Below are 14,633 nucleotides of genomic sequence, written 5' to 3'. Positions count from 1 at the left end.
CCTGTTTCACGTCAATCTATGGATAGTTGGCGAGCGTCAAATGCCCGCTAACGCCCTATCCTGTCGGAAAGCGGCAAGGCAATATCAAACTTGCAAGGAAATGTTTGTTCAGCGCAGCGGCTGCCGCGCTTCCATCACATGAACGCGAAGCCGGTCCCGCAGGCCTGAGATTTCGGAGCGCAGCACCTCCATCTCGTCGACCGTCGCCGAGCCCGGCACCGGCGATGGTGGCGAAGAGGGAACCGATGGCGACATCGGCAAATCCGCAGCGGATTTGCGCGAGGACAGCAGGAAAGCCAGGGCAAGACCGATTGCCAGGCCTGCGGCGGCTCCAGCCAGCGCACGGCCGATCAGGCCATTGGTGGCCGATATCGTCGACGCCTGCGGCGGCTTCAGAATGGTAATATGTCCGTCGCCGGCTGCCCCCGATGCCGGCGACGCCTCTTCCAGGCGCGAGCGCGCGGCATCCGCCTTCTCGCGCAGCTCGGTCAGCCGCGACAGATCGACGCCGGTATCCCGGCTCTGGGCGATCAGCGTGTTGCGCCGCTCATTCAGGCCCTTGCGCGCATCTACCGCAGCCTTGGCAACGGCATTGGCGACCTGCGCGAGCCGGGCAAGCTCCTTGCTCATGTTCTCCTTGAGACCATCCGTTTCGGCCTGCTGCTGCAACAGGCGCGGATGGCGCGGACCCAGCTCGGCCGAAAGCTGCGCAAGGATCGTCCTGGCAACAGCGTATTTGTCGCGCCAGTCTTGCAACGCCGGCGAGAGCATCTCGGAGGGGAGCGAACCGTCCAGCACGCCCGCAAGTTTCGCTGCCTTCAACCGGTCGGCCTGCGCCTTGGCGGCCAGAATGTTCTGATCTGCTTCTTTCAGCTCGGCATCTAGCCGGTCGATCTGGCGGCGAAGGTCGGTCGCCACCTTGACGTTGCCCTCGCCGCTCCTTGCCGTGAAAGCGGCAAGCTCCGCCTTCGCCTCCTCATAGGCCTTGCGCAGGGCGGTATCGGTTTCGGTGCTCCGGCCGTGGCCGCTGACTGCGGAAACCGCTTCGGCAAGCCGGGCGGCGATGCGCATGGATTTACCGCTGTCGCCGGTCGTTACCATGACGAGGATCGTGCCGGCGACGGCATCGGGCACGATCTCGACGGCATGTTTCAGCGTGGCCTCGGCGCGCGAGGCGGGATCGGCGGCAGCGCCTGTGGCCGAGAGGAGATCGAGCGCAACCCCAAGCGCATTGGCATTGGCGCCGGCAAACTCCGGATCGCGATCGAGTTTCAGCGCAGCAACCGTCGAAGCCACCACGCGCGCCGAGAGCAGCCCTTTCGCCGCAGCCTGGGTGAAGGCGGCGCGGCTTGCCGCATCCGTCTTTATCATCAGCGTCGTCTCGGCGCGGTAGAGGGCCGGCGAGACCGGCATCAGCGCCGGCACGCCCGCGCCGAGGATCGTCGCGGCGACGACCGTCATCACAAGGCCGAAGCGGCCGGTGCGCCGACGCGGAACTGCCGGTTTGGGCTCGGCAAGTTTTTCATGGACAGCGATCGCCCCTTCTCCGATCGCAGCACCCGGCTGTTCATGGCTTGCCGGCTCCGGCGGAAGAGGCCGGCCGATATCGTTGGCGGCCCGCAGGTTGTTGCCGAGGATAGTTTCGATGCGGTCGACCAGCGGCGACGGGCGCAGCGCTTTTGCGCGCTGCTCTTCGAGCGCGCGGCCGATGGCGCGCAAGAGTTCGGCCTCGGGCGGGGCTATGTCAGGCCCCTTCGATCGCGGCGAGCGATAAGAATCGTCAAAGGGTCGCGGCGCTGCGGCGGCGCGATCCTGAAAGCTGCTTCTGGCCCTGCTATCGTACATTTGCGCCACATCTCATGCACATGATGGCCGAGTTCGCTCATCCGCACGCGATGCAGATGATTAAGCTACTCTAAATATTCATGGCAAAGAAATGGTTAACCGCGCTGGCAAGAATTACGGTCCGGTTTCTCGGGATGGCTAGCGCTCTTTGCGCGACAGACAAGGCGCGCCGCCCTCCAGCCTCAGCTCGCCTTCCTGCGGTCGACCGGCGGCTGCACGACGCTGCGCTGCTCTTCCGGGTGGCTGAGGATTCTCTCGCGCCGGCGGAAGCGGTAGCGCAGGACATGGAAGAGGAAGACAGGAATGCCGATGATGTAGCGCCGCCAGAGACGTGCGGGCTCCTGTATCAGGCGATAGGCCCATTCAAGGCGCATCATCCGCACGGTCTTCGGCGCCCGCGGGACGGCGCCGGAGACGAAGTCGAAGAGAGCTCCCACCGTCAGCACCAGGCGCGCATGGTCGGCACGGATCTTGTCGTGGACCCATTTCTCCTGCAGCGGCGTCCCCATGCCGACGATCAGAATATCGGGTTTCTGGCGCTCGATCTCCTCGACGACATCAGTGGAATCGACCTTGTCGAAAAAGCCGTCGGAAATGACGATAAATTCGTGCCAGGGCGTGTGCTTTCGGAAATTCTCGGCCGCTGCCTCGACGACCGATCGCGTGCCGCCGATAAGGCCGATGCGGCGCGGGGCCTCCATGAAGGTAAGGAAGGCCGGGACGAAATCGGTGCCGTTCAGATTGGCGGGAAACGGCGCGCCATGAGCGATCTGCGATGCGATGTTGAGGCCGATGCCGTCCGGCAGCACCAGATTGCGCGACATGATCCGGTAATAATCATCGTCGCGCAACGCCGTCAGCATGTTATGGGCGTTGACGAAGCAAACCACGGTCTGCCCGACGGGGATGGAGGCCAGCTCGTTGATAAAAACGAGGGCATCGTCCCAGCCGAGATCGCAGACGGGCAGATCGAAGATCGTCCGCCGCGACGCAAGCACCGCGAAGTTCGCAATCAAATTCATTCCTACCTCCTGCCGAGGGTGCGTCATTCGCCCGAGATCCCGGAAAACAAGCCCATATTTCCGCACCCGGAGGTCTCGAAAGGACCGGTCGCGTAACGGCTGGACGGCGTCGCCCCGATCGCGGAAAACGGCGCATGCCAAGCTGTGCCAGCTGATATAGCAGGACGGCTTCAAACAACTCTTAGGAAAATTCCTTGAATTTCGATGCTCGTATAAGTGGTTTATTAACCAAATGCGTCCCAACGACAAACGGCGCCCGAAGGCGCCGTTTGTGCATAGATAATCCGTTGTCTCAATGGGCGGCCGGGGCCGGTGCTCCCTCGGCCGGCGCGCCTTCGATGATCTTGACCGGAGCCCCGAGTTTCTTCGGCTGTCCGGCCGAATTTTCCTTGACCTCTTCCTTGGAGAGATAGTCGAGCTGCTCCAGCATCACGTCGGCGACATACTCGCCGCCGAGGCGCTCGTTCATGCCCTTCTTGATCTCATCGCGGAAGGCTTTCGGGTCGAAGGATTTGATGTGTGCGAGATCGACCATCTTGTTGCCGACGAGCAGGCTGAAAAGCTGGTCGGTCGTCATCTCGGTCAGCGGCAACGTCACGCCCTTCAGCATCTCCTTGTTCATCATGAAGGAAATGCGGCCGAGGAAGTAACCGGTGATCGCTCCGTCGCCGATGACCGGCACAGTGATCGTTTCACCTTTCACCAGTTCGAGCGCGCCCTGCTTGGAATCGATTGCCGCAGGCGCCGGCGCCGTCGCCAGATACACCGAAAAATAGACCGAGGCCAAGGTGATGGCGCAAACCCAGATACCGGTGAGGACGAGCTTGATCATCAGTTTCCACGCGCGGCGAATTGTTCCTGGGAATAGGTGCCGTCGGCGTCCGCGTCCTGAACGGCATTCTTGAGGAGGTCGGCCACGGCACGAACCGCTTCGAGATGCGCCTCGACGCGCCGGGCGTTCAGGACCAGCTTCTTCTTCAGGCCGTGCAACTGATCGAGATGGGCTGCGGCAAGCTCGGCCGGATCGGTATCGCGGAAAAGCATCGACAGCTCATAGAGGCAGCGGCTCTTATGCGCATTGGAGACCTTGAGATCGAACTGCGGATCGCTGCCGATCCGAGTGTTCTCATTGTCGATGATCATTTCGAGGCGTCCGAGAACGGATTTGATCCTGTATTCGTTCGAAACTATTTCCATTTTACCCTCGATTATGCGTCGCTTGCTGTCTTGGCGTCGGCCGTCGGCGTGCCGAAGGTCTTACGCTGGAAGTCGTCGATCATGCTGAGCGCGGTGTTGCGGTCACGATCATCGGTCGAAGCGTTGACGATCTTGCCTTCCTGGCGGCGCAGCTGCTCGCTGTACATCTGCTTGGCGATGCCGATGCCGTCGCCCTTGGCCATGGTGTTGCCGAGCTGCTCGGCCATCATGCCCTTCCAGATATCGCCGGTGGCACCCTTGCCGTAGACCTCTTCACTTTCGCTCGGCAGCATCGACTTGACGAAGTTCTGCAGGACCATGGCCTCGAACTTCCGGTAGCTTTCCGGTACTTCCTCGGCCTTGGTGCGGTTCTGGATGTTGGAGAGGCCGCTCTTCTGACCGATATGATCGAGAACATCGACCGTATTGGAGAAGCCCTTGCCATTCTCGGCGAGGCTCGTTGCGGCAAATGCCGCACGGTTTGCCTTCAATTTTTCCTGGGCCACCTGAACCTCCATGGGGTCGGCAGCTTTGACCACGTCCAGGACCAGATCACTGGGGGGCGAAATAGCCACGTTACAATCCTCTAAATTAAGATCGTAACGATTATGGTTTTTGAAGCTTGCTGGAGGCTGGCGTTGCGAATTGCTGATCGATCACATCGTAGACGGCATTGTCATCGGCCTCGCGACGCTCCGCATCGAGGGCCTCTTTCATGCCCTCTTCCAGCCGATCACCTTTGGCGCGCTCGCGCGTCAGCCGCATCTCGTGGATCTGCTGCATGCCCGTCAGCTGCTGATCCTTGATGGAAAGCCGGCCGAATCGATCGGCGTAATTCTGCGAGAACGCGTGGTGGACGGGGTCCATCGAGCCGAGAGCGACGATAACGTCATCCATCGCCGCATTGACCTCGATGCGTTGACGGCTGGTTTCGGCCAGGTCGTTCTCCGCCATCCTCTCGATATGCCGCTGCACCGTCAGGAGACGCTTGAGCTTCTGGGAACGGCTCTTTTCGATCATGACAGCCTCATCGCCCGATATAGATCGAACCGAAGGATTGGCCGAACTGGCTGACCAATGCCGCAATCGAGAAGTAGATCAGGAAGAGCCCGCCCATCAACAGATAGGGCGTGGAAATGAAATAGACCGGAATCTGCGGCGCCAGCTTATTGATGAAGCCGATCGAGACATTGAAGATCAGACCGTAGATCAAAAACGGACTCGAAAGCCGCAGCATGATGTAGGTGGTCTGCTCCAGTGTGTCGGAAAAGGAGATCAGCGTCGCGCGCATCTGCGTCAGGCCACCGAAGGGTATCGTCGTGTAGGAATCGATCAGGGCGCGGAAGACGATGTGGTGGAAATCCATGATGAACAGAATCATGATGCCAGCAAAGGTGATGAAGGCCGAAAGGCTGGTCTCGGGCGTGTCTTCGATGACATCGGTGAAGCCCGGCTGGGTATAGCCTACCATCATCGCGATGATCGACGCGGCGAACTGCATGCCGAGCGTATAGATTCTCGCCAGCATGCCGTACATCACGCCGACCAGCGATTCGCTGAAAATCAGGCCGATATAGGTTCCGGAACCGGTGTGGACCGCCGGATAAACGGTGTCCCAGAGCAGCGGGATGACGGCGATCGACAGCGCGACGGCGACGAAGACGCGCAGCTGCTCGGGCACGCGCGCCGAGGAAAAGCCCGGAAGAGCCAGGACACAGCCGCCGATCCGGCAGAAAACCAGAAACAGGGCAAGAACCGTCCCTTGCGGGTCTGCTATCATGAAATCGAGCCCAAAATCTTTATCTCGATGCCCTTGGCCAATTCGACATGCGACAGGACCGGGAGCGTGGCGAACAGCCGTTCGATGATCATGCGCACATAGGAGCGTGTTTCCGGCGACGTGACAAGGGCGAATGGCAGGCCGCGATCCATGAACTCACGGATAACTTTGCTGGCCTGCTCGCTGAACTCTTCGAGGCTGCGCGGATCGATGTCGAATTCGATCACTTCGCCCTTGGCATCGCGCTTCAGCGCCTGATGGAAGGCGAGATCCCATTTGCTGCCGAGTCTCAGCACCCGCAGCACGCCATTATCCGCGAGATCCCCGCAGAGCTGCTGGGCCATGCGGATGCGGACGTGCTCGACGATCTGCTCGGTCTTCCTGACATGCGGGGCAAGCTCGGCCACCGCTTCGAGGATGAGATGCAGGTTGCGGATCGAAACGCGCTCGGCAAGCAGGAGCTTGAGCACCGCCTGCAGGCCCGAATAGGACATGTGCGACGAGCATATCTCATCGGCGAGCTTTTTATATTCCGGGTCGAGGCGATCGATCAGCACCTTGACGTCCTTATAGGACAGAAGCTGCGGCAGGTTGTTGCGAATGACTTCGCTCATGTGCGTGAGCACGACGGAGACGTTGTCGATCGGCTGGAAGCCCTCGCGTTTCAGATCGTCGGCGAAGTTTTCGAGGATCGAAACCGCCGGCATGCCGAAAGCGGGCTCGCGGATTTCGTCGCCGGGAATGCTCGGGCGCCGGCCGGCGCCGGTGACGACGAGGACTTCGCCGACGCGCAGCAGGTTGGAGGCGACCGTCGTGCCGTGGATGCGGATCTGATAGGACTTCTCGGCGATGGCGATGTCGTCCGTCACCTTGATTTCCGGCACGACGAAGCCGTATTGCGTGGCGAACTTCTTGCGCATCTTGCCGACGCGGAACGCCAGCTCCTGATGGGCGCCGAGCAGGCGCGTCGAGACCATCTTGCCGAGCGCGAGCTCGATTTCCGAGGTGCGCAGCACCGACTTGACCGAATCCTTCTCCAGCTCCTTGGTCTGGACGACCTTCTTTTCCTCCTGTTCGCGGCGAAGCTTGTTTTCAGCCTCGACCTGACGCGGAATGAACCAGGCGCCGAAGGCGAGAAGACTGCCGAGGACCACGAAGGGGACAAAGGGCAGACCCGGCATCAAAGCCAGGACAAACATCAGCACCGCCGAGACGGAAAGCGCGCGGGGGTAACCGCTCAACTGATTGACAACAGCCTGGTCGGTGGAGCCGGTGGTGCCGCCGCGGGAGACGAGAAGGCCGGCGGCGAGCGAAACGATGAGGGCCGGCATCTGCGAGACGAGGCCGTCGCCGACGGAGAGCTTGACGAAGACGTCGGCCGCTTCGCCGATCGGCATACCGTGGCGGAAATAGCCGATGATGATGCCGCCGAAGACGTTGATGGCGGTGATGATGAGGCCGGCGACGGCGTCACCGCGCACAAATTTCGAGGCACCGTCCATCGCACCGAAGAAGGAGCTTTCCTCTTCGAGTTCCCTGCGCCGGCGCTGGGCTTCCTTCTCGTCGATGATGCCGGCCGAGAGATCGGCGTCGATCGACATCTGCTTGCCGGGGATTGCGTCCAAGGTGAAGCGCGCGCCGACTTCGGCGATGCGCGTCGCACCCTTGGTGATGACGATGAAGTTGATGGTGATGAGGATCAGGAAGACGATCAGACCGATGACGAAGTCGCCGGACATGACGAGGCTGGCGAAACCGGCGATGACGCCGCCCGCCGCATCGTGGCCCTCATTGCCGTGGGACAGGATGACGCGGGTCGTGGCGATGTTGAGCGCCAGCCGGGTCATCGTCGCGATCAGCAGGATGGTCGGAAAGGACGAGAAATCGAGCGGCTTCTGGATCCACAGCGCGACCATCAGGATCAGCACCGAGAAGGCGATCGAGAAGGCCAGCCCCATATCGATCAGGAACGGCGGGATCGGCAGGAAGAGAATGCAGATGATGCCGACGATCCCGAGGGCAAAACCGACATCGCGCAGGCTCGGGGCGACTTTCGGAAGGGGGAGTGCAGGTGGTTGCGCCATGACGAATCCGTCTCTTCATGAGAGGAGGCGGAAACGAAGTCCGCCCAGTTCGGATCGAGACTTAAATGGCGAAGCTTGCGCGAAGTTGGCTCAGAGCGGTTCAGCTTTTCACGGAAGCGTAGAACTGCTCTAACCTTTTGTTTCTCCGCAGTCCCCGGCAAAAGCACTTAACAGTTTTCCTGGCAAAACCGCTGCGCACTTTTGCTGGAATTGCTCTAGAAGCCCGACTGGATGCGCGAGAAGACCAGATTGGTGAAAATGGAGACCTGCGAGCCGACAAAGGGGGCGGTTACGCCGACCACGACCAGCACGGCGACGATCTTGGGGACGAAGGTCAGCGTCGCTTCCTGCACCTGGGTCAGCGCCTGGATCAAGGCGATGACGAGACCCACGATCATCGCGGCGAGGACGGCCGGACCGGAGGCAATCAGCACGGTCCAGATCGCCGCCTGGAACAGATCCAATGCATCAGCTTCATTCATCGAAAGGCAACCTCATATCGCCTCGAAGCAGCCCCGCAACAGCCGGGCTGCGATTGATCGGCACTGTCAGGCGCGTCGGCGCCCGTAGTATCAGCTGCTGCTCGGCGCCTCGTCGGCAACAGTGATTCCCGCTTGCACCAGTATTTTACCGCCATCCTTGGTCGTCGCAATGATGCCGTCGGAATAAACCTTGACCGACTCGATGACGCCTTTGACGGTGCCGTCGGCGCTTTCCATATATTTGCCGACGTAGCTGCTGGCCTGGGTCAGGCTCGAGCTCGCCAGAAGCGTGTCCAGCTTCGTGTTGGTCTGGATCGTCTGCTCGACCTGAGAGAAGGTCGCAAGCTGAGCGACCTGCTCGCTGGCATCCATCGGATCGGTCGGATCCTGGTTCTTCATCTGCGCAATCAGCAGCTGAAGGAAATTGTCGTAGTTCATCGTCGCCTTGCTCTGGGCCGAACTCGATGAACTCGTCGTCGAGCTCGTCACCTTTGACGTTGCGTCTACCGCCATGGTGCGATCTCCCTGCGAATCTGCTCGACCATGGTCGGCGGCAGTTCGTGATTGTTGAGGATATTGTCTTCGATCGCGTAGAGACCGCGGATCGCCTTCAGTGCGTCGAAGGCGCGGCCGGTCGACACAAGCGCGTCGATCCGCTTCAGCTCCGCGAGGATCTCTTCATTCTTGAAGCAGGTGAGCAGCATGGTGATCGACTTGCGGAACATCGCCGTCGAGTGGTCCTTGCCCTCGGGATTGATGAGGATCATCTGCGCGATGAAATAGAGCTGGCGCAGCGGCGTCGTCGCGCCCTCCGGCTGCAGGACGTGATTTTCGAGAAGGAACGTCACATCATTCAGGAATTCCAGCGCGACCTTGCGGTCGACACGCAGGACGGCGCCGTTGATGAAGATTCTTTCCCCGGCCTTCAGAGAAATGCGAAGTGTACTTTTCATTTAAGTCCATCCCTGATGATGGTGGTAACGTCGATGATGCCCTGGTAGTTATTAGACAGACGTTTTCTGATCCTGTCGCATTCCTTCAATATCCAGATTGCGATCGAGATGAGATTGGCCCTGAGCTGGACATCCAGCTGGTTTTCCGGATGTTTCAGATCCTCGATGAAGCTGATCCACACCCGGCGCGTGTAAAACAGGGCTTCAATAGCTTCCCGACCGTATTTTTCCTTGTCGCGCGCCAACGACAGCAGCTCTACGGACCGGTCAAGGACCTGCCATTCCCGCTCTTTCGCGTCGGCCACCGAGTCCTGCATGACTTCGGCATATGAGAACTGATACATTCATGCATCCTTCTTGATATTGCGCGCCTTTGCTCATCAAAGGTAGTTTACGAGACTCAACTGCTGGATCTTCGAGACGATCGTGTAAGCGGTTTCAAGCTGCGTTTCCAAAGTCTTGACGAGGGTCGAGGCCTCGTAAGGATCGACGCCCTGAAGATCGACCAGCTTGTTCTTGATAATGTTCGACTGGGCGTCGAGAGCGTCATTGGATTTCTTGACGCGCTCCTGGGAGAGGCCGAGCTGGCTTGCCTGCGTCACGAGGCCGCTTGTCGCCTTGGCCGTGTAGCTGATGGCCTTCTTGGACACCGTCGTCATTGCATCGGTGCTGAGGTTCTGGCCGAGCAGCGCGGTGGTCATGACCGAGGCGAGCGCAAAGTAGCGCATGCCTTCGGAATTGGCGTTGGTCGAAGATTCGATCACTTCCGAGTTGCTGATGCGGCTCGTCATGTTCTGGCTGGATGCCTGCGACCAGCCGGTCGCCGCGTTCGTCCAGTTGGCTTCGCTAAACATCGGCTCGACCGTCGTCGTGATGAAAGTTTCCATCTCGGCGCCTGTAAGATCGCCGACCGCTTTCGGAATACTGGCTGCATAAGTGTTGAGGGCCGTAACGATCGCCGCGCTCGTCGCCGTCGTCTTGTCTGTCAGCGGCTGCACATCGGTGTTGATGCCGGAGAACAGGTATTCCCCGTTCACCATGGTATTGGCCGTATCCATCATGGTCGAAAGTGCGCTGGTCGCCGACTGAATTGCGACCTTGATGCTCCCCGGATCGCGGCTCCCTTGCAGCGCCGTCAGCTTCGACACGAGACCGTCGCCGACATCCTTCATCTTGGAGAGGCCGAGCTGCGAGGATTCCATGCGGGCGCTGACAAGTGAATTGCTTGCCTTGATCGAGTCTATTCTGTCGGTCTCGCGGGTGAAATCCACGCTTCTGGCGGCATTGCCGCCGAGCGAGACGCCGATATCCGCGTAGACTCCCGTCGTCGCTTCCATCGTCGCCTTGGTCATCTGGTTCTGCGCCTGGCGGATCGTCAGCCGCATCGCATTCTGAATGGCCGAACTTGAAATAAATGAGCTCTTCATGGCTTAACTCGCGATATCCAGCAATGACTTCAACATTTCATCAACTGCGTTCAGGATCTTGGTCGCCGCTTTGTAAGACTGCTCGATATCGAGGAGCAGTGTCAGCTCCTCGTCGAGGTTGACGCCAGTCTCATTGGAATAGGCTTCGTCGGAGCGCGACAGTGCCGCCGCGGTATTTTCCGCCGCCGTCGTGGCGTTGCTGCGATACTGCTCGAGCCAGCCGAGGGAATTCGTAGCGTATTCCATGATGCTGACATTCGAATCGATGCCCGTCGTCGCGTCGAAACCGACCGGCGCTCCGGCTGCGGGGTCGAAATCGATGTCGGCGCTCAGTGCGGTATATAGGCGGTCGAGTTCAGTTGTGTAGCCGCTGACACCCGACGTGTTCAGGACGAGGCCGGTGGCGTTGACGCCGCCGTCACGCAGACGCATCGGATCGCCGCCCTGCGAGGTGATCACGCGGGAGCTGACGGTGATGGTCGACGCCATGCCGGCGACCGCGGTGGCGCCGGTATCGACCGTGCCGCCGCTCCAGGTGAAGAGGCCAGGCACATAGGCCGGGGGCGCTGCGGTATTCTGCTCCTTGAAGAGCGAGACAAGGCCGCGGGCAATTTCGTCAAGCTGCTTCTGGAAGTTGGGGGCGATTTCGTCGCGGATCTGCAGGAGCGACTGGAGGCTCCCCTGCCCGGTCGTCGTCGAGCCCTTGCCGAGCGGCAGGGCGACCCCGTCGATATAGACGGAATTGCCGACAGTCGTGGCGGTATAGATATCCTGGGATTTGAACGTCACCTTGCGCGGGATCGTCTCGAAGAGGATCGTTCCGTCCGGCGTGCTCAGCACCATGTCGTTGTTGTCACGCGTCGTCGCGCTGACGCCGACGATCTGCGAAATCTGCTTCAGAATTTTCTCGCGTTCATCGAGAGCACCGGATGCGTCCGTACCGGAGGCCGTGGCGGTCTTGACCGCATTATTGGCCTTCTCGAACTGGCCGAGGAGGGTGTTCAGCGTATCGACAGCGGTGGTTATCTCTTTATCAGCGTTGGCACGAACATCCTGAACGGACCGCGAGGCATTGTTCAGCGAGTTGGCGACGTCCTGGGCGGCCGTGATGGCGCCCTGGGCGGCGACGGTGCTGCCAGGCGTAGTCCGGAACGCCTGGAGCTTCTGCTGGAAAACACCGAGATAGGTCGACGGCGACGTTTCATAGTCGTTGCCGCCCATGATCGACTTGAGATCCTCAAGGCCGCCCAGCAGGGTCTGCTGGGCGCTGTCCTGAGAGGATGTCTTCAGATACTGGCGCAGCAGGGCGTCTTCCTGTGCCCGGTTGATCTGGACGACCTGGGCGCCGTTCAGGGACGTGGTAAGCATTGCCTGCCGGCGCACGTAATCCTTGTTGCCCGCATTCGAAATATTGTTCGATACGACACTGCTCTGCGTGCCGGTATTGTTGAATATGTTCTGCGCGGTATTTAGTGCGGACGTGAGCGACATGGCTTACCCGTTACCCTGCTTATCTCTTGAGGTTGACGAGGACGTCCATGATGTCGGACCCCGTCTGGAACACTTTCGAATTGGCGGTGTAGCTGCGCTGCGATTCGATCATCTCGGTGAGTTCACCGGCGAGGTCGACGTTCGAACCTTCGAGAGCGCCTGCTTTGATCGTGCCGAGGCCGTTGGTCTGCGGGAAGCCGGTGACGGTCACGCCGGACTGGCCGTTGGCGCTGTAGACGTTGCCGCTCATCAGGGTCAGCTTGTCCGGGCTTGCAACATTGGCGAGCGGAATGCGGTAGAGCGGCTTGGTGCTGCCGTCTTCATATTTGGCATAGACGATGCCGTCGCCGTCGATCGTGACATCCTTGACCGGGGTCGCTGCCTGCCCGTTCGGCGTACCGGTGCCGGAGAAGTCGGCGCCGAGCTGTGTCAAGCCGGAAAAGTCCATGGCAATCGTCTGCCCGGTCACGCCATCGGTGATGTTGACAGCGCCGGTCGACGTCATCTTGCCGTTGGAGTCGAAGGTCAGCGTTCCGGTGCCAACTGCGCCGCCGGCGCTGTACGGGAAGGAGGTCGTGCCACCAACCGCCGCGTTTGCGTTGCGGAACATCGCCACTTCCCAAGTGGCTGCAGTAGCCGGAGGTGCAGGCGGCGGCGCTGCCGCGACCGATTGTTTGGTGAAATAGAAGTCGTACATCACCTTATTGCCGAGACGGTCGTAGGCAACCATCGAGACCTTCTTGGTGTCGGTCGTCGCCGTGGCGAGGTTAGCGCTTGGTAGCGTCGCGGGAGCGACCGGAATTTTGGCGTTGGAATCGAGATTGCCCTTGAAGACACCCGATGTCGAGGCGATGGCGGTAAGGCCATCCTGATTGACGTTGACGGGAACGAGGCCATCGAAGCCGTTGACGACGACGGCGGGAGAGCCGGAGTCGTAGGAATAGCCCATCAGCTGGAAGCCGGCGGCATTGACGAGGTTGCCTTCGTCGTCCTTCTGGAAGTCACCGGCGCGGGTCAGCACCGGCGTGCCGTCCGGTCCCTGGACGATGAAGAAGCCGTCGCCCGAAATCGCAAGGTCGGTGGTCGACGTGGTGTAGGAAATATCGCCCTGGTCGGAGACAGCCTGGCGGACGGACGTCTGCACGCCGCCGGAATTGTAGTTGCCGCCTGAGGAGGGAAGAACCAGCGAGGAGAAGCTTGTCGACACGGCCTTGTAGCCGGTGGTGTTCACGTTGGCGATGTTGTCGGCAACCGTGCTGAGGCGGTTCGCCTGCGCGTTCATGCCTGATACTGCCGTCTTCATGCTGCCGAAAATGCTCATCTGAAAACCTCGTTTTACCTGTTAAACTCGAGAGTATTTGTCGGGCCTTGCGTGAAGCTGTCTGTGATGGTGCGTTGCGAGGCCGAATATCGAGGCTCTGCCGGGCGCCGCCACCCGGCCGAGACAATCAGGCCCAATCGATGCAGTAGCCAAGGAAGCGCTTGGAATCGACCGGATCGACGCCGAGCTTCTTGCGCAGCTTCTTGCGCAGCTTCGAGATGTGGCTTTCGACGACATTCTCCTCGACCTCTTCGTCGAAGATGCCGTAGATGGCGTTGAAGATCTGGGTCTTGGTGACCCGGCGACCGCGATTGGCGATCAAATATTCGAGGATGCGGCGCTCGCGTCGGGGGAGCGCGAAGACCTCGCCATTGATCTCGGGGTCACGGCCGTCGGAGAAGACACGGATCCCGCCGATATCGGTGTAATTGGCAATCGCCTTCAGGCGGCGGCGGATCGCAGCCGCCCTTGCGAGAATTTCGCGGGGATGAACCGGTTTGCGCACCACGTCGTCGACGCCGCAATCAAACAGCGCAAGCGTGTTTTCAAGCGAGGGCTGGTCACTGACCGCAATCACCGGCGCCATCGAGCGGTCCCGGATCGCCCGAGGCAGTTCGAAGCTGCGCTGGCCCTGACCGATCAGGAAGGCCTCGACCGCCGCAATATCCGAATCGGCGGCGGTCTGCACCCACTCGCCGAATTCCGATGGATCAAAGCCGGTGGAGGGAATGCCCTCCCGGCCAAACAAGGATGTGTATCCGTCTTTCACGAGCTCACGCTCATCAACCACTACGATCATTCGTCCGCCTCCGAATCAGCGTGGCACTTCGATGATCTATGGGTACGAATCGCACGAATCGGCGACAACTCGTTAAAGTTAATGGCAGAAATTAATAGTTGATTAAGATCTGCGTGGCGATTTGATCTACATATAGTGGCCGCATCCGCTTATGCACACAAAAATTTCGTGGAAAAGTTAACGGTGCATTAAATGTGACTTGCGCAGGGTATTGATGCCGGATTCCTGCCAC

The 14,633-nt window shown here is 60.1% G+C and carries 16 protein-coding genes; all 16 read right to left on the bottom strand.

What is annotated here, in order from left to right; translation table 11 throughout:
* Nucleotides 1–108: 108 nt before the first annotated feature.
* On the bottom strand, nucleotides 109–1,845 hold the full coding sequence (locus tag J0663_RS12250; RefSeq protein WP_207240599.1) for a GumC domain-containing protein: 1,737 nt from the start codon (nucleotides 1,843–1,845) through the stop codon (nucleotides 109–111).
* Between the two features lie 182 nt (nucleotides 1,846–2,027).
* Nucleotides 2,028–2,867: a WecB/TagA/CpsF family glycosyltransferase gene (locus J0663_RS12245; RefSeq protein ID WP_207240598.1), complete on the bottom strand. Its 840-nt coding sequence runs from the start codon at nucleotides 2,865–2,867 to the stop codon at nucleotides 2,028–2,030.
* A gap of 292 nt (nucleotides 2,868–3,159) precedes the next feature.
* A complete protein-coding gene (locus J0663_RS12240) occupies nucleotides 3,160–3,699 on the bottom strand; it encodes a hypothetical protein (protein ID WP_207240597.1) in 540 nt (179 codons plus the stop codon).
* The gene (locus tag J0663_RS12235; protein ID WP_003570277.1) at nucleotides 3,699–4,064 is read right to left on the bottom strand and encodes a hypothetical protein; all 366 of its coding nucleotides are present in this window, start codon (nucleotides 4,062–4,064) and stop codon (nucleotides 3,699–3,701) included. The genes J0663_RS12240 and J0663_RS12235 overlap by 1 nt, the downstream gene beginning before the upstream one ends.
* An 11-nt stretch (nucleotides 4,065–4,075) precedes the next feature.
* Complete coding sequence (locus J0663_RS12230) at nucleotides 4,076–4,639, bottom strand: rod-binding protein (protein ID WP_207240596.1); 564 nt, start codon at nucleotides 4,637–4,639, stop codon at nucleotides 4,076–4,078.
* A 31-nt stretch (nucleotides 4,640–4,670) separates the two neighbouring features.
* Nucleotides 4,671–5,084 carry a hypothetical protein gene (locus J0663_RS12225; protein ID WP_207240595.1) on the bottom strand — a complete coding sequence of 138 codons (414 nt, stop codon included), beginning with the start codon at nucleotides 5,082–5,084 and terminating at the stop codon, nucleotides 4,671–4,673.
* A 7-nt stretch (nucleotides 5,085–5,091) separates the two neighbouring features.
* On the bottom strand, nucleotides 5,092–5,844 hold the full coding sequence (fliR, locus tag J0663_RS12220) for a flagellar biosynthetic protein FliR (RefSeq protein WP_207240594.1): 753 nt from the start codon (nucleotides 5,842–5,844) through the stop codon (nucleotides 5,092–5,094).
* Complete coding sequence (flhA, locus tag J0663_RS12215; RefSeq protein WP_207240593.1) at nucleotides 5,841–7,928, bottom strand: flagellar biosynthesis protein FlhA; 2,088 nt, start codon at nucleotides 7,926–7,928, stop codon at nucleotides 5,841–5,843. The genes fliR and flhA overlap by 4 nt, the downstream gene beginning before the upstream one ends.
* A gap of 215 nt (nucleotides 7,929–8,143) precedes the next feature.
* The gene (fliQ, locus tag J0663_RS12210; protein ID WP_207240592.1) at nucleotides 8,144–8,410 is read right to left on the bottom strand and encodes a flagellar biosynthesis protein FliQ; all 267 of its coding nucleotides are present in this window, start codon (nucleotides 8,408–8,410) and stop codon (nucleotides 8,144–8,146) included.
* A 90-nt stretch (nucleotides 8,411–8,500) separates the two neighbouring features.
* Nucleotides 8,501–8,923, bottom strand: coding sequence for a flagellar hook assembly protein FlgD (flgD, locus tag J0663_RS12205; RefSeq protein ID WP_207240591.1), 423 nt, complete (start codon nucleotides 8,921–8,923; stop codon nucleotides 8,501–8,503).
* Nucleotides 8,914–9,363: a flagellar biosynthesis repressor FlbT gene (gene flbT / locus J0663_RS12200; protein WP_012482697.1), complete on the bottom strand. Its 450-nt coding sequence runs from the start codon at nucleotides 9,361–9,363 to the stop codon at nucleotides 8,914–8,916. Before flbT ends, flgD begins: the two co-directional genes overlap by 10 nt.
* Nucleotides 9,360–9,707 carry a flagellar biosynthesis regulator FlaF gene (gene flaF, locus J0663_RS12195; RefSeq protein WP_207240590.1) on the bottom strand — a complete coding sequence of 116 codons (348 nt, stop codon included), beginning with the start codon at nucleotides 9,705–9,707 and terminating at the stop codon, nucleotides 9,360–9,362. Before flaF ends, flbT begins: the two co-directional genes overlap by 4 nt.
* Nucleotides 9,708–9,743: 36 nt before the next feature.
* Nucleotides 9,744–10,790 (bottom strand): flagellar hook-associated family protein, encoded by a 1,047-nt coding sequence (locus tag J0663_RS12190; protein ID WP_207240589.1) that lies wholly within the window; start codon nucleotides 10,788–10,790, stop codon nucleotides 9,744–9,746.
* Nucleotides 10,791–10,793: 3 nt separating this feature from the next.
* Entirely contained in the window at nucleotides 10,794–12,281 is a 1,488-nt protein-coding gene (gene flgK / locus J0663_RS12185) for a flagellar hook-associated protein FlgK (protein WP_207240588.1), read from the bottom strand.
* 19 nt (nucleotides 12,282–12,300) lie between these two features.
* Nucleotides 12,301–13,602 carry a flagellar hook protein FlgE gene (locus J0663_RS12180; RefSeq protein WP_207240587.1) on the bottom strand — a complete coding sequence of 434 codons (1,302 nt, stop codon included), beginning with the start codon at nucleotides 13,600–13,602 and terminating at the stop codon, nucleotides 12,301–12,303.
* A 127-nt stretch (nucleotides 13,603–13,729) separates the two neighbouring features.
* Complete coding sequence (rem, locus tag J0663_RS12175) at nucleotides 13,730–14,401, bottom strand: transcriptional activator Rem (protein WP_064709879.1); 672 nt, start codon at nucleotides 14,399–14,401, stop codon at nucleotides 13,730–13,732.
* Nucleotides 14,402–14,633: the final 232 nt, after the last annotated feature.

The organism is Rhizobium lentis, assembly GCF_017352135.1.
Lineage (GTDB): Bacteria > Pseudomonadota > Alphaproteobacteria > Rhizobiales > Rhizobiaceae > Rhizobium > Rhizobium lentis.
Note: the sequence above shows the minus strand (reverse complement) of the source record. Positions and strands in the feature narration are given on the sequence as shown.

Excerpts from the sequence above, each read along its gene's own strand:
- J0663_RS12190 (WP_207240589.1), bottom strand. The coding sequence starts at position 10,790 with ATGAAGAGCTCATTTATTTCAAGTTCGGCCATTCAGAATGCGATGCGG.
- J0663_RS12225 (WP_207240595.1), bottom strand. The coding sequence starts at position 5,084 with ATGATCGAAAAGAGCCGTTCCCAGAAGCTCAAGCGTCTCCTGACGGTG.
- flgD (WP_207240591.1), bottom strand. The coding sequence starts at position 8,923 with ATGGCGGTAGACGCAACGTCAAAGGTGACGAGCTCGACGACGAGTTCA.
- J0663_RS12235 (WP_003570277.1), bottom strand. The coding sequence starts at position 4,064 with ATGGAAATAGTTTCGAACGAATACAGGATCAAATCCGTTCTCGGACGC.
- flbT (WP_012482697.1), bottom strand. The coding sequence starts at position 9,363 with ATGAAAAGTACACTTCGCATTTCTCTGAAGGCCGGGGAAAGAATCTTC.
- J0663_RS12250 (WP_207240599.1), bottom strand. The coding sequence starts at position 1,845 with ATGTACGATAGCAGGGCCAGAAGCAGCTTTCAGGATCGCGCCGCCGCA.
- fliR (WP_207240594.1), bottom strand. The coding sequence starts at position 5,844 with ATGATAGCAGACCCGCAAGGGACGGTTCTTGCCCTGTTTCTGGTTTTC.
- flhA (WP_207240593.1), bottom strand. The coding sequence starts at position 7,928 with ATGGCGCAACCACCTGCACTCCCCCTTCCGAAAGTCGCCCCGAGCCTG.
- J0663_RS12245 (WP_207240598.1), bottom strand. The coding sequence starts at position 2,867 with ATGAATTTGATTGCGAACTTCGCGGTGCTTGCGTCGCGGCGGACGATC.
- rem (WP_064709879.1), bottom strand. The coding sequence starts at position 14,401 with ATGATCGTAGTGGTTGATGAGCGTGAGCTCGTGAAAGACGGATACACA.
- J0663_RS12180 (WP_207240587.1), bottom strand. The coding sequence starts at position 13,602 with ATGAGCATTTTCGGCAGCATGAAGACGGCAGTATCAGGCATGAACGCG.
- J0663_RS12240 (WP_207240597.1), bottom strand. The coding sequence starts at position 3,699 with ATGATCAAGCTCGTCCTCACCGGTATCTGGGTTTGCGCCATCACCTTG.
- flaF (WP_207240590.1), bottom strand. The coding sequence starts at position 9,707 with ATGTATCAGTTCTCATATGCCGAAGTCATGCAGGACTCGGTGGCCGAC.
- fliQ (WP_207240592.1), bottom strand. The coding sequence starts at position 8,410 with ATGAATGAAGCTGATGCATTGGATCTGTTCCAGGCGGCGATCTGGACC.
- flgK (WP_207240588.1), bottom strand. The coding sequence starts at position 12,281 with ATGTCGCTCACGTCCGCACTAAATACCGCGCAGAACATATTCAACAAT.